At 65.2% G+C, this 23,392-nt stretch carries 14 protein-coding genes and 2 pseudogenes; 4 read left to right on the top strand and 12 right to left on the bottom strand.

The genetic code is table 11. The features are described from left to right. The first annotated feature begins 1,000 nt into the window (after positions 1-1,000). Both H504_RS40825 and H504_RS0104865 read left to right on the top strand, forming a co-directional pair. Positions 1,001-1,621 (top strand): hypothetical protein, encoded by a 621-nt coding sequence (locus H504_RS40825; protein ID WP_157440209.1) that lies wholly within the window; start codon positions 1,001-1,003, stop codon positions 1,619-1,621. A gap of 107 nt (positions 1,622-1,728) precedes the next feature. Further along, the gene (locus H504_RS0104865) at positions 1,729-2,358 is read left to right on the top strand and encodes a hypothetical protein (RefSeq protein ID WP_157440208.1); all 630 of its coding nucleotides are present in this window, start codon (positions 1,729-1,731) and stop codon (positions 2,356-2,358) included. A 330-nt stretch (positions 2,359-2,688) separates the two neighbouring features. Here H504_RS0104865 and H504_RS0104860 read toward each other — a convergent pair whose 3' ends face one another. From H504_RS0104860 to H504_RS33275, 8 genes and pseudogenes are all read right to left on the bottom strand, one after another. Further along, on the bottom strand, positions 2,689-3,681 hold the full coding sequence (locus H504_RS0104860; protein ID WP_245614080.1) for an IS30 family transposase: 993 nt from the start codon (positions 3,679-3,681) through the stop codon (positions 2,689-2,691). Positions 3,682-3,967: 286 nt separating this feature from the next. After that, positions 3,968-4,555 (bottom strand): annotated as a pseudogene (locus H504_RS40815) (transposase); the annotation flags it as partial. Positions 4,556-4,786: 231 nt separating this feature from the next. Then, a pseudogene (locus H504_RS39430) lies at positions 4,787-5,443 on the bottom strand (transposase domain-containing protein); the annotation flags it as partial. Positions 5,444-5,802: 359 nt separating this feature from the next. Continuing rightward, positions 5,803-6,642: a transposase family protein gene (locus tag H504_RS33285; RefSeq protein WP_211239259.1), complete on the bottom strand. Its 840-nt coding sequence runs from the start codon at positions 6,640-6,642 to the stop codon at positions 5,803-5,805. A 1,076-nt stretch (positions 6,643-7,718) separates the two neighbouring features. Continuing rightward, positions 7,719-10,406, bottom strand: a complete 2,688-nt coding sequence (locus H504_RS0104850) for a pPIWI_RE module domain-containing protein (RefSeq protein ID WP_026421863.1) — start codon at positions 10,404-10,406, stop codon at positions 7,719-7,721. Then, on the bottom strand, positions 10,394-13,786 hold the full coding sequence (locus H504_RS33280) for a pPIWI_RE_Z domain-containing protein (RefSeq protein ID WP_051385486.1): 3,393 nt from the start codon (positions 13,784-13,786) through the stop codon (positions 10,394-10,396). Before H504_RS33280 ends, H504_RS0104850 begins: the two co-directional genes overlap by 13 nt. After that, positions 13,786-14,832, bottom strand: coding sequence for a pPIWI_RE_Y domain-containing protein (locus H504_RS0104840; RefSeq protein ID WP_026421862.1), 1,047 nt, complete (start codon positions 14,830-14,832; stop codon positions 13,786-13,788). The genes H504_RS33280 and H504_RS0104840 overlap by 1 nt, the downstream gene beginning before the upstream one ends. Next, positions 14,813-16,225, bottom strand: a complete 1,413-nt coding sequence (locus H504_RS33275; protein ID WP_051385485.1) for a PD-(D/E)XK nuclease family protein — start codon at positions 16,223-16,225, stop codon at positions 14,813-14,815. Before H504_RS33275 ends, H504_RS0104840 begins: the two co-directional genes overlap by 20 nt. Positions 16,226-16,487: 262 nt before the next feature. Between H504_RS33275 and H504_RS0104830 the strand changes: the two genes are divergently transcribed. After that, positions 16,488-17,384 carry a serine/threonine-protein kinase gene (locus H504_RS0104830; RefSeq protein WP_026421861.1) on the top strand — a complete coding sequence of 299 codons (897 nt, stop codon included), beginning with the start codon at positions 16,488-16,490 and terminating at the stop codon, positions 17,382-17,384. Here H504_RS0104830 and H504_RS33270 read toward each other — a convergent pair. The 4 genes from H504_RS33270 to H504_RS40810 form a co-directional block, all read right to left on the bottom strand. Further along, positions 17,366-20,047 (bottom strand): AfsR/SARP family transcriptional regulator, encoded by a 2,682-nt coding sequence (locus H504_RS33270; protein WP_157440206.1) that lies wholly within the window; start codon positions 20,045-20,047, stop codon positions 17,366-17,368. The two genes, H504_RS0104830 and H504_RS33270, sit on opposite strands and share 19 nt — an antisense overlap. Positions 20,048-20,743: 696 nt before the next feature. Further along, positions 20,744-21,679: a thiopeptide-type bacteriocin biosynthesis protein gene (locus H504_RS0104820; protein WP_026421860.1), complete on the bottom strand. Its 936-nt coding sequence runs from the start codon at positions 21,677-21,679 to the stop codon at positions 20,744-20,746. Further along, entirely contained in the window at positions 21,661-22,779 is a 1,119-nt protein-coding gene (locus tag H504_RS39425) for a lanthionine synthetase C family protein (RefSeq protein WP_211239258.1), read from the bottom strand. The genes H504_RS0104820 and H504_RS39425 overlap by 19 nt, the downstream gene beginning before the upstream one ends. A gap of 2 nt (positions 22,780-22,781) precedes the next feature. Beyond that, complete coding sequence (locus tag H504_RS40810; protein WP_157440205.1) at positions 22,782-23,084, bottom strand: hypothetical protein; 303 nt, start codon at positions 23,082-23,084, stop codon at positions 22,782-22,784. 55 nt (positions 23,085-23,139) lie between these two features. Between H504_RS40810 and H504_RS42305 the strand changes: the two genes are divergently transcribed. Beyond that, on the top strand, positions 23,140-23,392 hold a 253-nt coding region (locus H504_RS42305), incomplete at its 3' end, for a transposase (protein ID WP_026421858.1).

Raw genomic sequence — 23,392 nt, 5'->3', positions numbered from 1 at the left:
CCCGAAGCGTCATCCGCCGGCCAAGGTGCGCCTGTTCCGGATTGACCACGACGAAGTGAGATCGACGACCCACAGCCACGTCACGGATCCACGGTCAAACGCATGTTGATCAGCCTGCAACACCGCCGAGAGCGGGATGCGACCTGGCCATGGCCCGAAAACGACGCTGTACCAACGAAAGCGGCCGACCCCGTCGACATGGCGACTGGGGTCAGATCGCGGTGCTCCCCAGATGTTCCCCGAAACGATCAATGTCCCACCAACGTGATCCGTTGGCAGGGCGCTGACCTGCAAATATAACTAGTGGGCGATACTGGGATCGAACCAGTGACCCCTTCGGGGTGAATTCCGGGTAGGCGGGTCGCTGGAGGTCAGTCGAGGCTCTGACCAGCCAGCCACGGTTCATCGGATCTACCGACGGCCAGGCTCATTGCTGCACTCCGCTGTTGTACAGCAGCCCACAAAAAACCCTGATACTGCCAGCACGGACCAATCATGCCGCTGACCTGCGGATATGAAAATATCTGATCAGGTGGTGCGGTTGATCGCAGCTGAGTGCGATCTGGGCCCTTGGGTGGTCTTCGTCGCGGGACTTGCTCCACATCTGCTCCAGTTGGCATTCTGTTGCGCTGCGTGTACCGCACCTTGGTCGCTGGCGTGACGGATGCACGCGCTGCTGTCGTCGGAGCCGAGTTCGTGTTTCGGTGCGTCGGCTCGACCTCATTCCACGTACTGATGGCTTGCCGGACCATTAGACGCCAGGGCCGCGCGGCGGCCGTACACCTAGGTTGAGGTTGAAATTTTCTTCCGGTCGCATGACTCGGGTCCGAGTGGGCCAAACTGCTGGTTCGAGTGACAGGCGGCTGCTAGCGTCGATCTCAGCCGTCGCGCACTGGGGAATCAACTGGGAGGCTTCGTTCGCGTGCGGCCGGGATCTGCGTTCAGGCGCGCCGAGTGATCTCGCGGGCCTGGATCTCCTGTGCACATCCGAGGAGGGTTTGTGAAAGCACTTCGTTTTTCCACCCTGATCGCCGTCGTGGCGCTGGTTGCCGCCGCGCCCGCGGCGGGTGCCGACGCGTCCGCCGCCGCGCCTGCGGCAGGTTCTGACGCGTCTGCAGGCTCGCCGCAAGCGCCGACGATGCGGTGGGTTTCCGAGCAGGAGTACGTCGCTCTAGTGGGGGCGCAAGAGGCGGCCAACCCGCACTTCTCCACTGCGCCCGCAGGTGCCCGCATGGAGAGCGCGCCGCTCGACCCGCCGCAGCACTGGTACGACATCGATCAGATCGACACCGACTCCCGCGGCATCCAGATCCCCACCAGGCACGGCACCACCGACTGGGGCTACGAGCACTATGCCACTCCCCACAACCTGTACTCGTTTAGGGCCCTCACGGCCGCGTACCGCAGCAGGCCCGCTGTCGACCAAGGCGCACACGCGGAGTACAACGGCTACCTTGTCTCGGGAACCGTCACGATTGCCCAGATCCACACCGTCGCGCAATTAGCGTACAGCACGGACAACGGTTCGCACGTCACGTTCGACGGCCGCTACATCGGCACGATCACAGCGTACTGCGTGGGTGTGAGCCGCTGTCCTGACGCCGTCAACGCGAACGGTTAAATGATATACTCGTTTACATGTCGGCCAATGATCCACACCGAGGCGAAGGGACCGGGCCGGTCCCTTCGCCTCTGGCGGATACTCTCTATTGGACGTTTGTCAAGCGGTTGACCGAGTTCGTCTCCACGCCGCTCGCTGGTTCCGCATATACGGTATGCGGAGTGGTGCGTCCCCAACCGACAATTGCGCGCGTCTTCGTCTTCGACGGCGACGACTTGACGACGGCGATCGGGGTCGACTGCTCATTGCTGGACGGCGGTGGACAGCAGGTCAACCACTTCCGTCACGTCTCCACGATCAGGCTCGTCCTGGGGGCGGTCGCCAGCGGTGCGGACGTCAACTGGAGCATCGATGACCGCGGGGTTCGAGTGGTCGACGCCCGGATGTTCTCTGGCAGCGGCGAGGATCCTGCGGCCGGGCTGGGCGAGGCGATCTATGGGGCCATCGGCGGAACGTTTACCCGGTTCGACGACCAGCCGCCCCAGATCGGGGCGCAAGCCGCCTATCCGGTCGGATTCCTGGCGCAGAGCCCCGAGGTCGTCCGGGTCTATTTTCGCGACCCCGGCACGAGCGAGGTCTGCGGCTACGATGTTCCCATCGCCGCCGAGGGTGGGCTCGTGGTGACTGCGGGTGGTTTCCTTGCCGCGCGGATTCGCGAGCTTGCCGGGACCGGATCGCTCGCGTCTCGGGAGGTCGCGTCCGATCCCTACTGTGCGCGCGCTTATTCAGTGCGCTGAGAGAGCGGCGGGCCTGCCGCATCAGCCTAGGCTCAGCTCGACGTGCATCTCCCCAACCAGGATCTCCGCGCCTGCGGTGACGCGCTGACCGCCCGTCGCGGCGAGGCGGACAGCGTCGCCTGCGCCGTCACCAGGTGATCCGAGTTGATCCGCTCTGAAGGGGGTGACTACTGTTACTTGCAGTATCTCAAGTCGTGACACTCCATAGTGTTCTACCCAGTGATCGCGACTGGCGGCCTTGCTCAACCATTCCGCTCCACTCTTCCCGGCAAGCAGCGCCGCGCCCGAGCATTGATTGCGATCGAAATGTCTATTTGGCGCGGCTTGATCTCAACTGGTGATCGCGCCACCGTGTTTGACCAGGAGTTCGTTGATCTTTTCGATGGGTTTGTACCAGTCGAGGGTCTGGCGGGGGCGTCCGTTGAGTTCGCGGGCCACCTCGTCGAGGTAGGCCTGGGAGTGGACCGAGAGACCGGTTCCTTTGGGGAAATACTGGCGCAGCAGCCGGTTGGTGTTCTCGTTGGTTCCGCGTTGCCAGGGGCTGTGCGGGTCGCAGAAGTACACGGGTATGCCCGTGGCCATGGTGAACACCGCGTGGTCGGCCATTTCGCTGCCCTGGTCCCAGGTCAATGATTTCCGCAGGAACTCCGGTAAGGTTTTCATCTTGTTCGCCAGCAGCAGGGCGACGCGGTCGGCGGAGCGGTCGTGGGGGACCTGGATGAGCATCACGAACCGCGTTTGGCGTTCCACCAGGGTCAGGATCTGGGAAGTGCAGATGGTGCCGAGGATGAGGTCGCCCTCCCAGAAGCCGGGCACGGCCCGGTCGTCGGCCTCTTTCGGGCGTTCGCTGATGTTGACCATGCCCACGATCAGGTCGTGCCGGGGCCGCTTCGCCGACGGGGACACGCGTTTCGCCCGCCCCGAGCGCAACGCCCTGTACATCACCGCGCGCAACTCGCCTTTGCCCTGGACGAACAGGGTCTGGTAGATCGTCTTGTGGGACACACGCATCTCCGGGTCGGTCGGGTGTTCCATCCGTATCCTGGTCGCGATCTGCTGCGGAGACCAACGCTCGTTCAACCCGGCCACCACATAGCCCCGCAGACGACCGGCTTGTTCCAGCTTCCGCGGTTTCGGCCTGGCCCGCATCGCCCTCGCGCGCTTACGCGCCACCCACGCCCGATAAACGACACGACCACCATTACGGGCCACCTCGTGAGCGACCACGGAATGATGCCGACCCAACACTCTCCCGATGAACCGGAAAGACCGCCCGGCCCGCAACTCCCGCGAGATCGTCTCCCGCTCGTCAAACCCCAACACCACACGACACGCCACAGACACGATCTCCGATCACTCGACCACGAAGATCATCCCACACCCGGCGCATCGACCCCTTGGGGCAATACCACTAAGTTAAGTATGTGCTGTAGAGCCGTGTTGTGGCGGGGCCGTGGTGGCGTTCCCCGTGATGGTGAGTTCTCTTGACGGCGTAGGAATTGTGGCGTGCCCGTTTGACGACGCGTGGATTTGTTCGGTGACGACGACCTCTGGTGCGCCGTTCGATGATTTCGTGAAGAGTTTCGGTCCAGGCTTTGGTGCGGTGTTCAGGGGGAAAAGTCCGCTGTGCGGTGACATGACGGCGGATGACACGCAAGGATCGCATGAAGGACAGTCGATCGGGATCTTCGCCGATCTCGTCGGCGGCTCGGCACATCAGGCTCCGGATTCCGTAGTGGGCGAGCAAGAAGGCCCAGATCTCTTGGCGCACCATGTCGGGTGACTTCGATCGCAGCACTCGCGCCGGTCCTCGCTGATGGGTCTTCATCTCGTCGATGATTCCTTCGCGCTCCCATCGTTCGTGGTACGCGGCGGCCAGTTCCTCCGCGGTCGCCTCGATCGGGTCAAGAATGGACGTCATCACACAGACGACCTCTCCCGGTCCGTTACCCGGCCGGTCCGGGATGTCGTATTCGACGACTCTGATCAGGTGCCCTTCGTGGGGTCCGATATTGCCGTTACTCGCGGAGAGTTCGATCAGATCCGCCCGTCGTCGGCCGCGGATCTTCGGATTGAACGCCATGGACAGGTAGGAACCGTCCGGCAGCCATCTCAACACAGGCAGTTCAACGTTCGCGTTGACCCTCCACAGCAGGTCGGCGCCGGTGCTACGGAACTGTCCCCAGAGGGCAATACCACTAACTTAAGGTGCGTTTCTGCAGGTCAGGGGCGGTTTGGGGTGGCAGTCGGCAACCCCTTCGGGATCTTTGCACCACCGTGCGCACCAAGGGTTCCCTTCAAGCAAGGGGGTAACAGTCCCTAGTGGACAGACGCTCAGACCTTTGGCACGTGGCCAAGCTGACATCAAGATAGGCCCTGACCAGGGAAAATGGCTTAAGTTAGTGGTATTGCCCCAGAGGGCGAAGCTGTAGAAGTTGCGATCGGCCATGACCAGCATGTCCGACTCCAAGCGGGGAATGATCTGTTCGGCCAAAGCTGGCTCATCCCCATTGCACGCACCCACGGCGGCCCCGACGATCGCATGGGAACCACACTCGCCCAATGCCACCGTCAGCACCTGGGGAAAAGCGCCGGTTTTCGCCTTGTTGCCCTTGCTGTCGAACTCCGAGGCGTTCCTCTCGGTATCCGGGACATCCAGCAGAAATCCATCGACAGCCATCAACCGCCGACCTCCGAGCCACGCGCCTTTGGTGCCGCGACAGGCGACCGGGACCGCCGTCCTTTCGAACAGCACGCGCAGCGGCTCGGCCCCCAACCGCTGCCGGGCCTGTGTGATCGCCGACGTTGACGGAATCCTCCAGTCATCCCGCCATGAACCCATCGACTTCAACGACCCGACAAGCTTACGCAATACCTCTTCATAATCATCGTCGAAAAACAAGCACATCGCCTGACAAAACCGCACCATCACATGCGCCGGAAGCAAACGCGTCCGCCGCTCACGCCGCCCTGTCTCAGCCAAGACATCCTCAATGACATCACGAGGAAAAACCTCGGCCAACACACCCGACGAAATACGATCCGTCAACCGCACGGCCAACACATCGCCGACCGACGCACCCACTTGCCCAACCCTGGCCACTCAACGATCTTACGCTTAAGTTAGTGGTATTGCCCCTTGGGGTCAAGCGGCTCTAACTTCTTAGTTGTAAACTGCCACCAATCCAGATAAGCGCACGATTTGTACGCCACTGAGAGCATCCGGATATCTATCTTGCAACTCGCAAAAATTGGCCCAATATAGCGTCAAGAATTGCGCAAGGTGGAACTGGGTGCCTGCTCGGTCCTACTCGGCGCCCTGTGCGCACGAGCACGCCTGTGTTCGGTTTCCCATGCTGCGGGTGTCGCCAACGCAACGACCGCGGCTAACGACCTCGTGCATGGTTGGGTCGGGCAGTCGGTGGTGTGGTAGGGCGGGCGGGGTCACTGTGTTGTTGGCTCGGTGCGGTCTCGGTGTTGGTGGTCGGAAAGCAGTCCGGCCACTGCTTGGACGGTGTGGTCGAAGGTCGCCCGCCGGACGAGGTGACGGGCCAGGGATCGCCAGTTCTTCAGGTGGGCGATGCCGTGTTCGATGCGGATCCTTCGGGTCGAGTGGGCTTTGCCTGGTGCGACGTGGTGTTGCTCGTAGCGGGCTGGCGGGTTCTTGCGGAACTTGCGGTGCGGCGGCGTCACCACCGCGCCACCGGTCTCGGCTGCCAGGCCCTGATAGCCGGCATCGGCAAGGATCTCGACGCCGTCCGCGGCCGCGAGCAGACCGGCCAGACCGCTGTCGCGGGCCTGTGTGATGTCGGCGACGAAGCCGGGCACGGTGGCGCCGCAGAACAACACCCTGCCCTGCGGGTCGATGACGACCATGGTCTTGATCGCGTTCTGCCTGCTTTTGCCCGAGACATACCGGTCCCGGTCGGCAGCGTCGGCCGAGGTTCGGCGGACACGGACCTCAGTGGCGTCGAGAATCGCGTTCCTGCCGCCGGCGCTGAGATGGTCTACGACCTCGGCCAGCGTCCGCGGCCGTCTGCCGTCATCGACCCCGGCACCCCCCGTTCGGCCGGCAGTGGTCGGATCTCGTTGATCCCCCGCGTGATGGTCGAGCGGTCCACCCCCGAACCAGGCGCCCAGTACGTCATGGGTGACACCGAGACGGAGATGCACCAGCGTCGCCAGTAGCCGGTGATGAACACCAACCGGTACCTCGCGCCCGCACCCGGGCGCGCGCCGTCGAGGCCGGGCCGCTCGCAGCGCATCCTGACGCGCCTGCCACACACCGGGCCGACCTCCGCCACCAAAGCGGCGATAACCCCAGCAGACAGACCGGTCACCCGTCGGTTCGACAGCACAGCCATACGCCCCACACCAAGATCATCTCAGCCGCCCGACCCAACCATGCACGAGGTCGTTAGGCCCGTCCTGCGGGAACGTCGCATCATCTCACCTGACACCGACACCAAGACTAAAGTGTCGACTTGCGATCCGAGTCACCGAAGATCACAATGAGTGACCAAGGGGGTCGAGTCGATGGCCGCTGTCATGATGAGTGCGATCCCGTCGGGGCTGATCAACACCCGTGCCCCCGCCTGGCCAGCTCATCCACGGCCGCCGTCGCGACACCGACGACGGCTACTCCCACGTCACAGACGCCATGGTCGAACGCATGTTGATCACTTTGGATCACCGCTGGGAGCAGGATGCGACCTGGGAATGGCCCGAAAACGACGCTGTACCAACGAAAGCGGCCTGACCTCTTCGGTATGGCGATTGGGGTCAGATCACGTTGCTCCCCACGTGCTCCCCGAAACGATCAACGCCCCACCAACGTGATCCGTTGGCAGGGCGCTGACCTGCAAATATAACCAGTGGGCGATACTGGGATCGAACCAGTGACCCCTTCGGTGTGAACCAAGGACGGCATAATGCGGTGACCTGCGCAAATACGACTTCCGCAGGTCACCGCAGGTCTGATGAGAGCTGTTATGTGCAGTTCAGGACCGTTCGGCGTGCATGTTTGCTCCCCATCTGCTCCCGGTAGTGCTCCCACGAACGTTCCACCCGCCGCTTGACCGACGGCCTCGTCCGCGCGATCAGCGGCATGACGACGCGTCGGGCCGTCCTACCGGTATTGGTGCTGTTGAGCGGCGCGGACTGCGGTTGAAGGTCAACGGGTAGCCCGACCCCAGCGACATCGATGGCGAAGGTGCTGGTCGGTAATCTGGCCGACGGAAGTAGGGAGGGACCGATCCAGCAGGATGGCCATCGCGGCCGTGGTCGAGGTGCACGAGCTGTCGATGCGCGAACTGGCCGACACCAGGTCGTTCCAGCGGAGTGGGAAGTGCCTTCGGAGCTCAATTCGGACAAGCTTCTGGAGGGGTCGGGTCGAGGTACTCTTCGGCGAGTTTCGCCATGTGCATCGGCAGCGGCCGGACCAACGGGACGTAGTCGTCGTGGAAGCGGAGCTGATGGGTCAGCGCGGCCCAACTGGTCGGCCTGTCTGGCTCTGCGGGCGTCGACCCGGATTCGGCCAGGGCTTGCTGGGACCGGCAGCCCAGAACAACCAGCTCGAGGTACTGCGGGTTCCAGGCGGCCACGGTGGGAGCCGAGGTCCGGCCTTCTTCCCTGCCGATCTTGCGCAGGCCGCGGCGGATCTTGGGGAAGTTCTTCGGCAGGTCGGCGGTGCTGGCGAATACGCGGTTGTCGTGGTCGGCGCCCTCGGGGATCCACAACCCGATGCCGAAGCCAGGTGTGTCGTTGTCCCCCCCGGGGGCGTACCACTGCGGCACTTCCTCGCGGTTATTCCGGTCGCGCAGGAGGACGACTCTGAGCTGAGAACCGAACGCAGTGACCCACTGGCTGGGCTCGTCGGTGAAGCCGAGCTTGTCTTTGACCAGGTTGCCGTTGCTGAGCCACCGCCAGGAGTCGCGTGTGTTGCCCGCGTTCACCAGAAGCAGGGTCGGTCGATCCCGAATCTGGAACAGGACCGTCCGGATGCGGCGCTCGACGTCGGCTCGTTCGTCCGAGGCCACCATGCGCTGCCGTTTGGCCCCACCCGATAGCGTGTCGCCCTCTCGAACGATGTTCGATGCAAGTGAGATCAGCAGCTCGGCGTAGGGAACCCATTCCTTGCGGTCGTCATCCCATCCTTGAACGGGGTGAGCATCGTCCAAGGGTCGGATTCGCACCGCCACGAGGTGACGGCTCGGCCGCTTGGCTGCAGTGGTGGCCTGCTTGCGAATCACCCAAAGCGCCACGTACTGCAGGTCGGCGGGGACGTCGACACCGACCTGGTGGGCGGGTATGCCGCACGCCCCGAGTTGGCGGAAACCGTCCAGCCAGGCGGCTGACGCCCTCATGACGAGGTCGGCAGTCCCGCTGCCCGCGGTCTCGATGAACTGGGAGAGCCTGCCGGTGTCGGCAAACCCCAGGCGCAAGGCGAACTTCGGGTCGGTGCCCGCCACCTTGAAGCGGTCGGCACCGGGGAGTTCGACCAGGGCCAGGCCTGGTTGCCCGGTTCGCGATGGGAACCGGGACGCCACTACCGCCCGACGGGCGCGCACGGCATCCGCAGCGGTGCCTGCCCCGGATCCCGAAGAGCTTGTCAACGCGTTGCCGAGCGACTCGATTTCGGACAGGTGGACGTGGATCTCCAAGCCGTCCACTGACCAGTGCTGTGACGGGGCGCCATCGATCCCAGCGGGGGCTACGCCGAGCAGGACCCCCAGTTGCCGCATTAGGTGTTCCTTGGTTTCCGGGTAGGCGGTGACCACATCGATGTGCAGCGGTTCTCCCGCGAGGGCCGCCCGCAGGGCCGCCCTGCGGGCGGAGACCGCCCGCAGTTCCACTGCGGTTCGGCGCTCCACGTCCTTCTTCGGTACCTTGGGCAGCAGTACGGGCTTGTTAACCCGGAACGCCCGGGTCATGTCAGACACCCTGCGGAAGTAGGGGCGCAACCCCTCCGCGACCCAGTCGTCGAGCAGTGCCCGTTCCCCGGGCATCAGGCCCGCTCCGACCTTGTGGGTACCCATTGCCGTGCCGTGTACGACGCCTGCGGCGATGTCGCCCTGTCCGTCCAGCCAGTCGCGGGGTGCGGCGATGACGTCCTCGGGCTTGGGATACCTCCGGATGATGTCGAGATCGGCGAGGATCTCCACCGAGCTGTGCCCCCGCCATGCGACTCGCCCGATCCGAGGGTCGAACTCCATGGTGTTCCCGACCAGGCGGGCGGGTTGGACGCCAGCCTGGTCCTCCCAAGGCAGGGGGGTGTCGAACAGGACTGTGGCGCCGCGCTGTTCCGGAAGCCAGATCGGTGTCCTGGTCGACCAGCGCCGGATGCCGCTGGAGACGTGGACCCGGAACCCGGGGGTGAAGGGCACGCTCTGCAGGGTGATCGTGAGCAACGCAGAGTAGAAGTGGTCCACGCCGCCTTCACGGTAGGCCTGCGGTGGCCATGCCACCAGTTCGGCGCCCTGGTCCCGGCTGACGACGCGGAACAGGGTGTCGGTCACCGCCCCCGCTGCGCGAAACGGGCGCGCTGCCAGGCGCAGGGCTAGGAGCTCGGGCAGAAGAGCATAGAGTCTCCTGTGGGGTTCACCAGTTCCGCCCGGGGACATCTCCGCACCGGACAGCTCGACCGCGCACGTCGTCCACTCGGCTTGGGTCCGCCCGATGGAATCGAGTACGCGGGCGACGGTCTCCCGGTGGCCGCTCTCGGGTCGCAGCGTGGACACCCAAGTCAGGAACGCGGGCAGGATGACATCCGCAGGAATCCGCTTCTGCGCGTAGATCCACGGTGCGGAACTGTCCGCAGCTGTTCCGCGCCCCGTCGCCAGGACACCTGGTGCCACCGCCCGCAGTAGGCTGTTCAGCTTCCGCACCGGTAGGCCGACGAAGGGTTCGCGACTGCGCCAACCGAGTGCGTAGAGGCCGGTGAGTTCAGCGCGCCACTGCTCCGCGAAGGTCATCAACTGAAGATCCTCGACCCAGGGGCCGGTGTCGGGATCGGGTTCATAAGCGCATGGTCTGATCAAGGAGTACATTTCGGTCCCTCGTCCTTCAGGCAGCGGCCCAGCGCAGCCCAGAGCGGTCGGTAGAGCGCGTCAACGATGTAGCGGTCGTGGATGGGCGCGCCGGATCGCGGGGTGAAGTAGGGGCGCAGAACGGCTCGGATGTTGTGCAGCAGGCTTGTCTCGTGCGTCTCCTCGGAAGGCTTGCCCTCGGCGCGCTTCGGTGCGAACGCTGAGTCGACGAACACCACGCGCGCATGCACCCCGCCGCGCACCAGCCTGCCGATCACCTGCCACATCAGGACCAGCAGGTCCCAAGTTACAGTGTCCCGGTCGGCGCCGAGGGCAGTCCATCCCAGTGATCTGGCCAGGGCCCGGAACCACCGGGTCCTCGCTTCCTCACGGATCGCGGTGGCACCTTCGTCGATCCCCGCTGCAGAGCGCATCCGGGCGTCGAACCCGCCGCTATCGATGTACCGCACGATCCAATCGTTGAGCGTGTGCACGGCGAGTCCCAGATCGTCCGGCCGTGGGTTCGGCCTGGCTAGGAAGTACACCGTCCCGATCGCGGCGACCTTGCTGTCGTTCAGGATGTTGTGACCGCGCTCGACCGCGAGCAGCGGTGCGACCAGGACGTCGGCACTGGTCCGGGCGAGGTTGTCGACGTCACCGCGGCGCAGCACCGGCGCATTCCGCTCCGCGTCCGACGTGCTCGCGTCGTCCACCTCGTCGTCGTCGGACACCAGCCGCAGGACGCGGCCCTTCCAGCGGTCCCGCAGCGTGTGCAGGGTGTCAGCGACCAGGGCGGCTTCCTCGTAGCTGCCCACCAGCAAGAGGATGCGCCGCCTGCTGTCGGGCAGAGTGCGCAGCTCGCGCTCCAAGATGCTGCCGTCGTGGTCCTTCTCCCCCAGTAGGACCGCCATCCGGCGAAGGATCTCCGGTCGTTCGTCGAGCGCGGCGCCCGACAGCTGCAGCGGGTCGCGGTTGCTCGCGGTCCTGAGGAACTCGAACCGCATCTCGGTCTCGGTTGCGATCGTCTTGATATGCGCAGGATCGGGCAGCAAAATGACACCGACGGGAACGGGTATGTGGTAGCGGCTCGAACTGCCCGCCCAACTGCTTCCTGACATCAGCAGCACATTCGTGTTCGGGTGGCCGTCGACTTCAGGGATCGCGGGCATACCGCGGAGCAGCTCCCGGCCGATGCCGCTGCACCTGAAGTACCGCAGTTCACCGCTTTGCACCCCCTTCCTGGGCTTGCCGTCGAGGATGAACTGGAAGCCCAAGACGTTTCCCATGGGCGCCTCGGGAACCATCGGGCCGTAGTCCGGCGGTCGTTGGTACATGTCGTTGAACGCGAGCTTGAGCACAGATTCCACGCGGGGCCACATCGCGTTCATCAGGGCCAGTTTGGGTTCCAGTGCGGACAGCAGGAGGGTGAATTCAAACTGGCGACACTTCTCGTCCAGCCATACATCGGGGTGCGGGACGGGTTTATGTCCCTTCTTGGTGAATGATTCTTCCTGATCCTCCTCGTAAGTCTTGCTCTTGTCTGCAAGCACTGGTTCCAGGTGGAAGATGCTCACCATCGAGTTGCGTAGTTTCCGGCGCGTTTCCGCTTGATAGTTAGTGGTCAGCAGTTCGTTCACCACTGCGGTCAGCGCAGGGACCGCTGGTCGCGTCCTATCCCCGAACGGGTTGTCGCGGAACTCGTCCAGCAGAGTGGTGAGCTCTTCGCGAGGTACTCGCCCGGACGGGTCCGCGTCCGGGTACCGCTCCTCGATGAGCCGCAGCTGGAGGGTCCAAGCGCTGAAGTAACCGATGCGCACCCAATCGCGGAGCTCACGTCGGGCGACCAACATCGCGTAGAGGCGGTCGGTGGCGGTGGTGATCGTGTTGACGGCGGCTGTCCAGTCCTCGACGTCCCGATCGGACAACTGGGTCCTGGCGCCCTCCGATAGCTCGCGGATCTTGTGGGTGTTCAACTCGTCCAGCAGCGACCGGTTGCCGGACGCGCCAATGAGTGGGACTGCTGGTGCGAACATCCGGTCCAGGTGCATCTGCACCCGATCCGCCTCGTCCACGATGACCAGGTCGCTGCGCCTACAGGCCAATTCGAGGTAGCGGACCCGTTCGGCGTTCTGCGGCCATGGCGCCGCCGAGTCCACGAGGCTGGCGGGTGTCGCCACCCAGATCCCTGCCCCGACAAGCTCGTGCGCTCCCCTGTGGCGTGGGCACCCCGCCCAGTACGGGCAGGCCAGCGGGACGGTCGACCACTCCCGCTTGGTCTGCGGTCTCATCCGGGTGACCCGGCGTTGAAGGCGGGTGCACGGCGCCTGATTAAAAGCCAGCACTTCGTCGAGATCGTCGGAGAGAGCGTTGATCGCGCACGACGTGCTCAGGTAGGTGAACCCAGGGTCGTCGTGGGCGAGCAGGTTGCGATTGCCGCGTCCGGCAAGCCGCCGGTGCATCCGCTGGGCGTGCCGCTGCTTGCCAGAGGCCCCGAGAATCGGGGCCGCCTTGCCCGCTGTGTACTCATTGTAAAGCCTAACCAGCGCCAATGTCTCGGCGACGTCGCCGACTACCACGGTGACACGGAGTCCCTGGTTGGCCAAGTGCACGGTCAGCACGTCCCGCAATGTGCTCTTCCCCGCACCTACGATTCCCAGCAAGTGCTGGATCCGCGTAATGGCGAACCCGTTCGATCGGTTGAAGGTGCGCGTACCACGCGTTCGGAGCCTGATGGAGCGCATGCGACTTTCCCAGTCGTGGAATTCAATACGATCCATTTCTGCGGCTGTGCGCAACAGTGCCGCCCAATCGATCCATATCGGCTTCCCGCCGTTCGTCGGTGCGAGATTAACGTTGTGGCCGACTGGAACCGGTAGGGATGAGGTGTCGGGTAGGTCGACCCGTGCTGTCCCCCGGCCTACCTGGAACCGGTGTGGTCCTCGCTTAGCGAAGGAGGCCGCTCCGCCGATGAAAGGGGGGGCTGAGCGCAGGAGTTGGTCGTAGTAGTCCCACCGGTCGTCGGCGATGCCCTCAGTCGGTAGCCGGGTCGGGGGAAGCGACAGGCTGGGCACGTCGTATCCCCGCACGGCGCGGTCGAGCTTCTGGTACGCGTCCAGCGCGTCGTGCCAGGCGGTCTTCCTGCGCAGCGTCCACAGCGAGAACCTGGCCGATCGCAGGGCACCGATGATCACCGTGTCACTCACCAAACCACGTGCACGCGCATACGGGAACCCGCTGAATAGGGTCCACGCGCTTCCCGCTCCCTCGGTCGGGTTCACCTGGTCGTGCAGGTAGAGACCGAGTTCGACCTCGCACAACAGCGTGGCTTGATCGTGACGCAACTCCTCGGCCTTGCGGATTTCCTGCAGGACGGGGCCCAGAACCAGTTCTGAACCACGCATCATCGATCCTTCTGGTCGTTGGTCAAGTAAGTCGTCAAGACGTCATCGGTGACGAGGTCCACTTGCGTGCCGTCCGGAAGGGCGTCTGCGAACGCTTCCCGGAAGCCCGGCTGCACCGCTCGGGAACCTGAAGGCACAACGGCCACCTCGACTTGGTCGGCGACAGCGTCACGGGCGAGCAGGGTGGGTTCCACCCGGTCGTAGACGCGGAAGATCCGCTCTTCCCCGCCGGGCATGTCCACCCGATAGCGGCTTCCCGTGTGCTCCACCGGTCGCATTCCAAGCTTTGTCAACACCGGTTCACGGGACAGTCGCTCCTCCGACCTGGCAGGCAGCGAGTGGAACAGCCGCAGGGCCGGGTGGAGCACCAGGCTGGTGGCCGATGGGTAGCTGCGGTCGATTCGGAGGCCCGGTGGGCAAACCTCGCTCTCGCACCATGCCATGCGCCGGTCGTCCGGGAACCCCGGCAACGCCAACAAGCCGCACGACGGGCACAACGCGGTCATGCCGCGTACGACCCATTCCTCGGGGACCGAGAGGTACAGGTCCCTCACCGACTTGAGAACGAGCACCAACCTGGGAGCTCTCATCAGGAGAGCCCTGTGCGTCTCCGGCCCGATCAGGACCTGCGACTCGACGAAACGCCTCCGTTCGTTTGCCTCCTTGGGTGAGACGTCAACTGATATCCCCTTCAGCAGGTCGTCGGCGACTTGAGCGAGCCCGGCCAGCTCAGCGCACGTCCGCGTTTGCGTTCGGTGCTCGGGGTGCACCAACCGGGGAACAGCCAGTGAGGGCTCGGCCATGGCTAGGAACGACCATGCGCGTGACGTCAGATCCGTGCACCACCGGATCAGCTCCGGTACGCCTGCTGGCGGCGTGGTGCCCCCCTCGTGCAGGCACGCGAGGACGACCATGTCCAAGGCGTACTGGGTCTCGTCCGGGTAGGGCGGGATGGTGGATGATGAGCCGTTGCGGAGGGACAGTGCGAGAACTCCGCGGGCGATGATGTCAATCAACCCGCCCACCTCAGTCCTGAGCGCTGCCATGGCGCGCGTCCTCGATCCGACTGGCCGAGCACCACCGGGCCACCTCGCAGTCGGTGCACTGCGGGCCAGGGCTCGGGGAGAACCAGTCGTCAAGGTGCCAACGCTGGAAGGACTCATGGATGGCTTCCTCCGCCATCCGACGCACCTCGACCGTCTGCGGGTCGAATGTGAACAGATCTGCCCCCGTGGGCCGCAGGACCTCCAGTTCCACCCGGCCGGAGCCGGGCCCGAGTTCGCCCCGCGACGCCAGCACGGTAGCGAGCGCCAGCTGGGGGTACTGCTGGAACCAGGGCCGGGCGCCGCGCGCTCCGGCAACCGACGTCTTCACCTCTCGCCACACCCAGCTCTCTCCGTCGTGGTAGATCAGGTCGGGTTTAGCCAGCACCACGGTGTCGGCGTCTGGGTCCTGGTAGACCAGGTCTGGCTCCACCCGAATGGCTGCGGCCGTCCGGGCGTAGCGCAACGGGCAGACTGCGGCGTGGTGCTGGAGGAGGGCAACGCCGAGATCGCGGTCCTCCGGAAGCAGGTCGAAGCCCGTGGGCACCCAGTTGGCGGGGACTCTCGGTCCGCAAGGAGCGCCTGGTTCGGCATGTCGGCACTCCAGGTACCGGTGAATCGCCCGACCGCGCTCGGCCGCTTGGCTGCGTTCAACGGACTGGTCGACGGGCAGGCGCTGCCTCCGCGCGTAGTCCAGCGCCGGGCACTTGGCGTAGTTGCGCGCCGATGTCGCCGACCAGCTGCGCCGCGGGCGCCGTCGGTCTCGGGAGCCCAGCAGGCCCGGTGTGCGCGGGAGCGCGGGACAGATCGCGGAGAAGGGGCAGTCGGCGCAGACCGCGCCCGGCCGGTAGTGCACCGGGTCGCCAGCATCGACGATCTGGGCCAGCGCCCGCTTGCCCGCCACGGCGTACAGGTCGAGGGCAGCTTGCCGTGAACCGTCGAACAGCGCGGCGGACTTCCCCTCAAGAATCCCGAACTGCCGGATCCGGACGCGCTCAGGGGGGAGCGTCGGACCGCCTGCGGCCAGCACGAGGGCGGCGACCGCGATCTCCGCGTCGGTCCTCGCCCGGCTGTCCAACCGGTTCACCAACAGCCGCACTTCGCGCACCTTGCCATCGGCTGTGCTGTAGCGCCGCCCCCAGACCGTGATGCGGTAGTGCTTGGACCCGCGCTGGTCGGGTTGGGGCAGCACGCTCTCATAGACCCACTGCCCGCGGTGCGGAACCAGATCTTCGTCGGTTCCAGGAGGGAATGCCTTCCGGTAGCTGGCCACCGCATGTGCGGTCCACTGCTGGACCGAGTCGTGGACCCCGGTGTCCTCAACCGGACCGGTGATCTCCCGCATGGCGTCCTCCGCAGTGGAACCCCGGTGCTCGATGAGATCCATGACCTTCATGAACGGACCGTTGGTAAACGGTTCCAGGACTTCCGGCTTGCGCGGGACGGGAGTGGTGGGTCGGTACCGAGGTCGAGCGCTCAACGCGTCCCGAGCCGGGCACCGGTACTTCGCTGGGCCGAGCATGCCGACCGACACCTTTATCAAGCTTGAGTCGCCGGATACCCCGGGCGGGGGTCCCCATTGTGTCATCATTGGCTTCTTCCGTAGGAGGATCGGCCGCACCCTGAGAGGGTCCGGCCGCGGCTTGGCGAGGTGGATAATGTTCTACCCCGGTGAAATCATCGATGATCGCTATGTTGTGCGGGACCTGCTCGGCTCGGGAAACTCGGGCGAGGTGTATGCGGTTTATGACGAGGGCGTCGAACAGGAATTGGCCCTCAAGATTCAGCCTGCCAGAGTCTTGGAGTCCACCCGCTCTTACAGGGAGTGGGGGGATTCTCTTGGAGAGGAGGTGGTGGCGAGCCAGTGCTTGCGCGAAGTCACCGGACTCGTTCGGGCTTTGGGAAGTGGTACTCATCAAGGCCGGGAGTACTACGTCATGGACAACGTCGGCGGCCGCGACCTCGTCGATTTTGCCGATCGCGAGGGAGCGGTCTCGTCCGATCGAACGGCAGCGGTGGTTACGCAGCTGTGCGACATCATCGGTGGGTTGCACTCCCATGGCTGGGTACACCGAGACATCAAGCTCGAAAATGCGCTGATCGACGATGGCGGCCGCGTTTGGTTGATCGATCTAGGCAGCGCGGTGGAGGGCGACGCCGATGTCGACCCGGCGGGAACTCCGGGGTACATCGCGCCCGAGATCGTCGCCGGGGATCCGGCAACACCACGCTCGGACATCTTCTCACTGGGGTGCCTGCTCTTCAGGATGTCAATCATGCGGTTCCCCTACGTCAACAAGACCGGATGGAGGCCAGAGGTGGCGCCGCCGTTTCCGGACGACCTGGGCCGTGCTCTCGACGCGTTGAACCCCGTGGTTCGAGAGGTGGGACTGCGGATGATTGCTTGGAACCCGAACGACCGGCCGCAGAGCACCCGGGAAGTCGCGGATGCGCTGCGATCGGTGTTGCCCGGTCCGGTCGACCTCCCTCAGCTCGGCCGCAAGCCCGACCCGGTGCGCTGGTATTGGCTGTCGACCTACGCGGGGGAGGCATAGTCCCCAGCGCCCTCCACCATCTTCTTGACCCGTGCGAGCCCAGACCTGTCCTCAAGGTTCTTGTATAGAGCCCGGGCCCTGGCCAACGCCGTCCGACTCTCTGCCGCCCGGCCGTCCCGGCGCAGCACGTCGGCAAGCAGCACAAGCGTGCGCGCTTCGTGGCTGTCGCGGGTCATGTTCCGGTAGAGGGACACTGCAATGTCATAGGTGGCTGCCGCTCGGGACAGCTCACCTCGCAGGTCGTGAACCCTGCCGAGGGTTGCCAGAGACCCGGCTTGCCCGTTCACGTCATTGGTCTGCTCATACAAGCCGTGTGCCTCCGAGCAATATCGGAACGCCCGATCGAAGTCGTGGAGCGCCAAAGCCACTTGGCCGAGCCCTCTCAGCGCGTCCGCTTCACCCAACGGGTCACTCAGTTCCCGGAACAACAGGCGGGCCTTGCCATATTCGATGTCGGCGGCGTAGTGCTCATCCTCGTCGAGGTGCAGGGCTGCCATCCCGATGTGTCCGTATGCGACTCCTCGGCGGTCTCCAGCCTGGCTGCTCAACGACACCGCGCGTAACTGGGCCCCCTTGGCCTTGGGGTACTGCTTCAGGCTCCACCGAGAGCCCGCGAGCATCCGATAAACCATGGCTTGGTCGGGCAGGTCCGCAACCCGCTCGGCGGCCTCGGTCGCCGGGACCAGATAGCGGTCGGCATCGGCGAACCGGCTCCGACGCCACTGGTATGTCGACAACGCCATCGCCAACAACCAGGTGTACCGATCGGCCCCCTGTTCGGCGGCCATGCGGAGCACCGCAGTGATCGTCGGGTACTCCACATCCAGCCAGGCCATCGCGTCCTCCGGCGTCTGCGGGAGCACAACCCGCATCCCGGGGGTGGTCGAGATGGGCAACTCGCGTCCGGGAACAAGTGCCTGGTCGCATGCCCAGGTGTTCTGGAGGAGGAACTCGTACACTCGTCCGGTCGCCTCGGAGGCCGTGTCGGTGGGGAACTCCGCGACGAGCTCACCAGCGTAGACTCGGACGAGGTCGTGCATGGTGAAACGCTCGAACACCGGCTCGTTGAGCAGATGTGCCGTGACCAGTTCATCGACCTCGTCCTCGCAGTTCCGCCCGGCCAGCACCGTCAGCGCGGACAAGCTGATGGTCGGACCGGGGTGCAAGGCGAGCAAGCCAAGCAGATCCGCTGCCGCGCTGGTGAGGCCGCTGTGCGAGTACGACAGCGCGAGCCGGACGTTCAGGTCCGTGTCATGCTTGCAGGCCAACGCATCCAGGCGGTTCTTGGTTGCTCGGAGCTCGTTCCGGATCGCTCGGATGGCCTCTGCCGGGCGGGTCGCCACTCGTGCAGCGACCACGGCCAGCGCGAGTGGCAGCCCCCCGACGAGGTCTGCGATCTCTTCGACGAGGTGCCTCGCTTGGCGCATCCTGGACTCGCCCAGGGCTCGGGCCAGCAGGGCGACCGCGTCGGTATCGCCAAGGGGTTCGAGTATGAACGGATGGGCGCCTTCCCTGGCGATCAGGCTGTCCAATCGGATCCGACTGGTGACGACCGCGGCCGAACCCGCTCCCGGCAGCAGTGGGCGCACCTGGGCCGAATTGCGCGCGTTGTCCAGAACGACCAGGACCGACCGACCGGTGGTGGCCGAGCGGAAGGCCGTGATCATCCCGTCGAGCGTCTTGGTCGGAGGCGTGACGCCTAGGTCCAACAACATCCTGCCCAGGATCTGCGCAGGCTCCTCGGGCGGCAGCGGCCCGTACCCGTTGAGGTCGGCGTAGAGCGTCCCGCCTGGGAACCTCTCCTCGAGCTCGGCTGCACAAGCGCAAGCCAAACGCGTCTTGCCGACACCGGGCATGCCGGTTACCACCACGACCTGCGCTGCGGCGCGCTGGGGATCGGTGAGCAGCCGGGTCAGCGTGCGCCGTTCAGCGGCGCGCCCGACCAGGGCACTACCGGGGGCAGGGAGCTGCCGGTGCACGGTGGAAGTCGTCTGCGGTCCCGCGTTGGTGGACCTGAATCTGGCTTGGACCTCCGTCAAGTCCCCGTCCGGGTCGCCGTGCTCGGCGATGTGGCCAGCCACGAACGACCAGGCACGGTTCTCCGAGTCGGTGTCGGCCAACACCTCCGCCATGAGCGAGACCAACCTGGAGTCGTGCGGCCACCGCTTCACGGCGCTGCGCGCGGGTACCCGAAACTCCACCTGCTCGCCGCAATCCAGTATCGCGGTCAGGTAGTCGACCGTGGCATCCCGGCGGTGACGGTCCAGTAGCTCTTGTTCCCAGCACAGGTCGAACTTCTCCAGGTCAGAATCCAGAAGAGGGTCGCCCTCCCATTCCTGGAGAGCTTGCCGCAGCTTGTCCATCCGATCCCTACCGGTCCATCGCTTCGCTTCCACTACGCCGTCCACGAACCGGAAGTAGTCGACTTGGTGTCGTTCCAGCTGGATCTCGCAGTAAAGACGCTGGTTGCTCAAAGCGAGCCCCGGCAGCATCTCCCGGAGCACTCGACTCACATCCCGCACCCGGTTCCGGTTGACGCGTTGGCCCGGCCAGAGCCGTTTCTCAATCTCTAGATGGGAGATTCGTTGATTCGGCGCGAGGATGACGACCGCGAGCAGCGCCCAGGCCAGGGGCGACCTGGTGGGGACGTCACGGCCGTTCACCCGAACGGTGAGAGCGCCCAAGAGGCGTATGTCCATGGATTCCTCTTGCATTTCAACTGTTGAATCGCTGCGAGCGTATCGCTCGACGTCAGGATCATCTCATGGTTGCCCAACCGTGCGTGGGCAGTCGACCCACGCTCAACCCACAGCAAACCCACGGATGGGCTGAGACCCGCCTCGACGGGTCTGTCAGACTGCTTGCGCCCCTTCAATGCGAGTTCCGACGATGGACCTCGCTAGGGTGCTACCTGATACGAAGTAGTGGAGAGATAATGCACGTGTTCCACAATTCCCCGCCCACTCCCGCGCGCATGCGCAGGCCGTCCTGGCCCCCGCGGGGCGTTCCGCGCCGAGGTCGGGGAACCCGCCGTCCGACGACGGCTCCTGTCCAGCCGCAGCCGCAGCCGCAGCCGTCGTCGGCCTTGCGGGTGAAGCGCGTTGTGCCGGTGCGCCGCCAGATGAGGAGGTTCCGCTAAGCGGTGCTGCGGGCGGTCGCCGACCCGAGCGACCGCCCGCGACCAACCGGCGGGAGAGTGACAAGGAGAGTTGGCCAGGATAGCGCAGGCCGATCGGGCGTCCAGCACAAACCGCGCGGTACGGCTCGCGACGGCACGATCAGCGGCAAGAACGGATGTTCGACGTCTCGTGAGCCCTCGACCACCTGATCTTGGTGGACCACCTGCCCCTGCCTGCGCGTCATCGAACGAACGTGGCCACCGAGGCCGCGTTTGCGAGGATGCCCTGAGTGGCGGCGGACAGACCGAGTCGGTTCCAGTGAAAGATCACGATGTGTGCAAGTACCGCGCGAAGGCCACGAGGAAGGGTTCCTTGCGTAGCCGCGCCGTGGAGCTGTTGCCCCGTGTTTTGGAAGCGGGTGAACCAGGGTGTCGCCTGGACCATGAACGTCCTGGGCTGGACGAGGTCGCTGTCGAGGGGGTTGGCGATGGCGAGTAGTGGGTGCAGGTTCTCTGCGAGTTGGGCGATCTTTGCAGGCTCGGCGGCGGCCGGGCGGAGTTGGACGACGCGGGAAAAGACGTCGCCGCGCTCGAAGGTGTCGAGGTGGGCAGCGTTCAGCAGGGTCGAGAGCAGAAGTAAGGAGAGTTCTCGGCGGCCGATGCCTGGGGTGTCGTGGGTGAGGTAGTCGAGGACGCCGCGGCTGTCGGCGTGGAAGAGGTCGTGGACTAGGTCCATGTTGGTGGGGCCGCCGAAGGCTGCGGTTTCGGGTTCGTAGATGGTGGGCCACCAGCGTTGGATGACACCGTTGGCAACGAGGGTGTTGAGGGCGTGGTCGACGGCGGGTTTGTTGGCGTGGTGGAGGCGGAGGCGCCAGCAGGGGTGTTTGCGGAGGAACCACCAGATGGTGATGGCTCCGCTGTGCTGTAGGTCGTCAAGGATGGGACGGAGGTGGGTGACGGCGATGGGCTCGGCGTTGGCCCAGTCGGTGAACTCGATGCGGAGGTCGTACCAGGTGGCTTCGGCTTGCTGGTCGAGGGCTGCCAGGCCGGCGGCGTGGTAGGTGCGGATGGCGTCGTCGAGGTCGGTGGCGGTGAGGTCGTTGTTGTGGGCCGTCGTGGTGAGGTCGGCGCCTGCGAGGACGGCGAGGATGCTGCTGGTCAGGTGATCAGGAGGCATGTGTCCCATCCGGGCGTGGGGTGCTGGGTGGTGAGTTGGGCGAGGGTGACGCCAGGGCTTCCTGTGAGCAGGCCGCCGAGCGCGGTGCCAGGGTGTTCGGCCAGCAGGGTGCGTACGCGGGCGAGCTGTTCAGCGAGAAGCGGGGTGCGTGCGTCTTGGGCAGCCCGGAGGGCGGTTTGGTAGACCCCGGCGATGCCATGGCAGAGGCCCGGGTCGGTGAGGCGGGCCAGGTTGGCGTCGGTGAGGCTGTCGAGCAGGGTGCTCTCGGCTGCCTGCTGGCGGTGCTGCTCGGCAATGGCGATGGCTGCGAGTTGCAGGGCGCGGGCGATTCCTACGTTCCCGTAGCACCAGGACGGTCGCGCAGGCTCGGCATGATTAGGGCGTCCCGAGCGGAGTTCGCCGCGGGTAATCCACTGTGGCCACCGAGCGTCGTCTTGTCGCCAGCCGTCGAACCAGTTCAACAGGCCATGGATCGCCTCGTGTTGGCCATGGACTTCATGGCCGTGGATGGTGGCGAGTGCCAGGAACGCGAGTAGACCGGCAGCACCGTGTGCCATGCCGAAGTTGGCGTGGCCACCGGGGGTGGGGATGATCTGGTCAGGATCGTGGTTCACCCACCAACCGGGGACTTCGCCGCCGCCTTGGTGTCTTGGTTGGGTCAAGCGCACTACGTAGTGAAGGACGTCCGCGAGTAGTCGTTCGTCGATCGAGTAGTGCAGTAGCAAGGCGCCGATGCCAGTGAGGCCGTAGAAGAGGTCGTACTCGGTGAACGTGGCGGGGTCGCCCCGGTCGATGCGGGCGTGCGCGGCGGCCAAGCGCCGTTGGGTGAGCTTGATGACGGGGTCGTTCAGCTTCTCGGCGGCTGCACGAAAGCCTGGGTGGTGGGTAGCTGCCCTGTGTAGAAGGAACGCGATGGCTGGGGCGCCGTAGTAGAGGCCCGCTTGGTCGGAGGCATCGATCGGGCCGGTGGTGACGTGCCGAAGGCAGGTGCGGACGGTATCCCAGGTCCCGGTGCCGCTTCGTGCTCGTTCGATGTGTACTAGAGCTTCGGCCGCGGCACCCCGCGCGAGGGACTGGTTCAGCGCCGTGTCTGCGGTCACAGTCACCGGGTGTCTGCCAGGGCGAGGTGTCGACGGGCAACGGCACGTGCGAGGCGGAACGTTTCCTTCTCGAAGGTGGGGTCGACGCCAACGGCACGAACGTGGTGGTCGTGCAGCAGGGCCCGTAATACGGTCGGTTGGCGCTGTTGGTCGAGCGTAGCGGCGTAGGCAGTCAGCTCTTGCGCGCGCATGGCCCATGCGCTCAGCAGGGTAGGGCCATGTGCAATGGCCGCGATGGCGGGACGATGGACCAAGGCGAGAGTGTGGTCGCGCAGGGTCTGGTCGAGCGGGCGGGTCTGCTGCACGAGTAGGTGACATCTGAGTTGGCTTGCCGTGATGGTGAGCTGGGAGGATGTCGTTGTGCCCAAGCCCTACCCCCAGGAGTTCCGCGACGATGTAGTGCGGGTCGCCCGTGACCGTGAGCCCGGTGTGACCGTCGAGCAGATCGCGAAGGACTTCGGGGTCCACCCGATGACCTTGTTCAAGTGGCTGCGCCAGGCCGACACCGACGAGGGCGTCAAACCAGGTGTGAGTCGCAGCGACTCGGCCGAGCTGCGTGAGGCCCGCAAGCGGATCACGCTGCTGGAGCAGGAGAACGAGGTCCTGCGGCGGG

Source organism: Actinokineospora inagensis DSM 44258 (assembly GCF_000482865.1).
GTDB lineage: Bacteria > Actinomycetota > Actinomycetes > Mycobacteriales > Pseudonocardiaceae > Actinokineospora > Actinokineospora inagensis.
The sequence above is the reverse complement of the archived record's forward strand: the minus strand, read 5'-3'. Positions and strand labels throughout refer to the sequence as shown.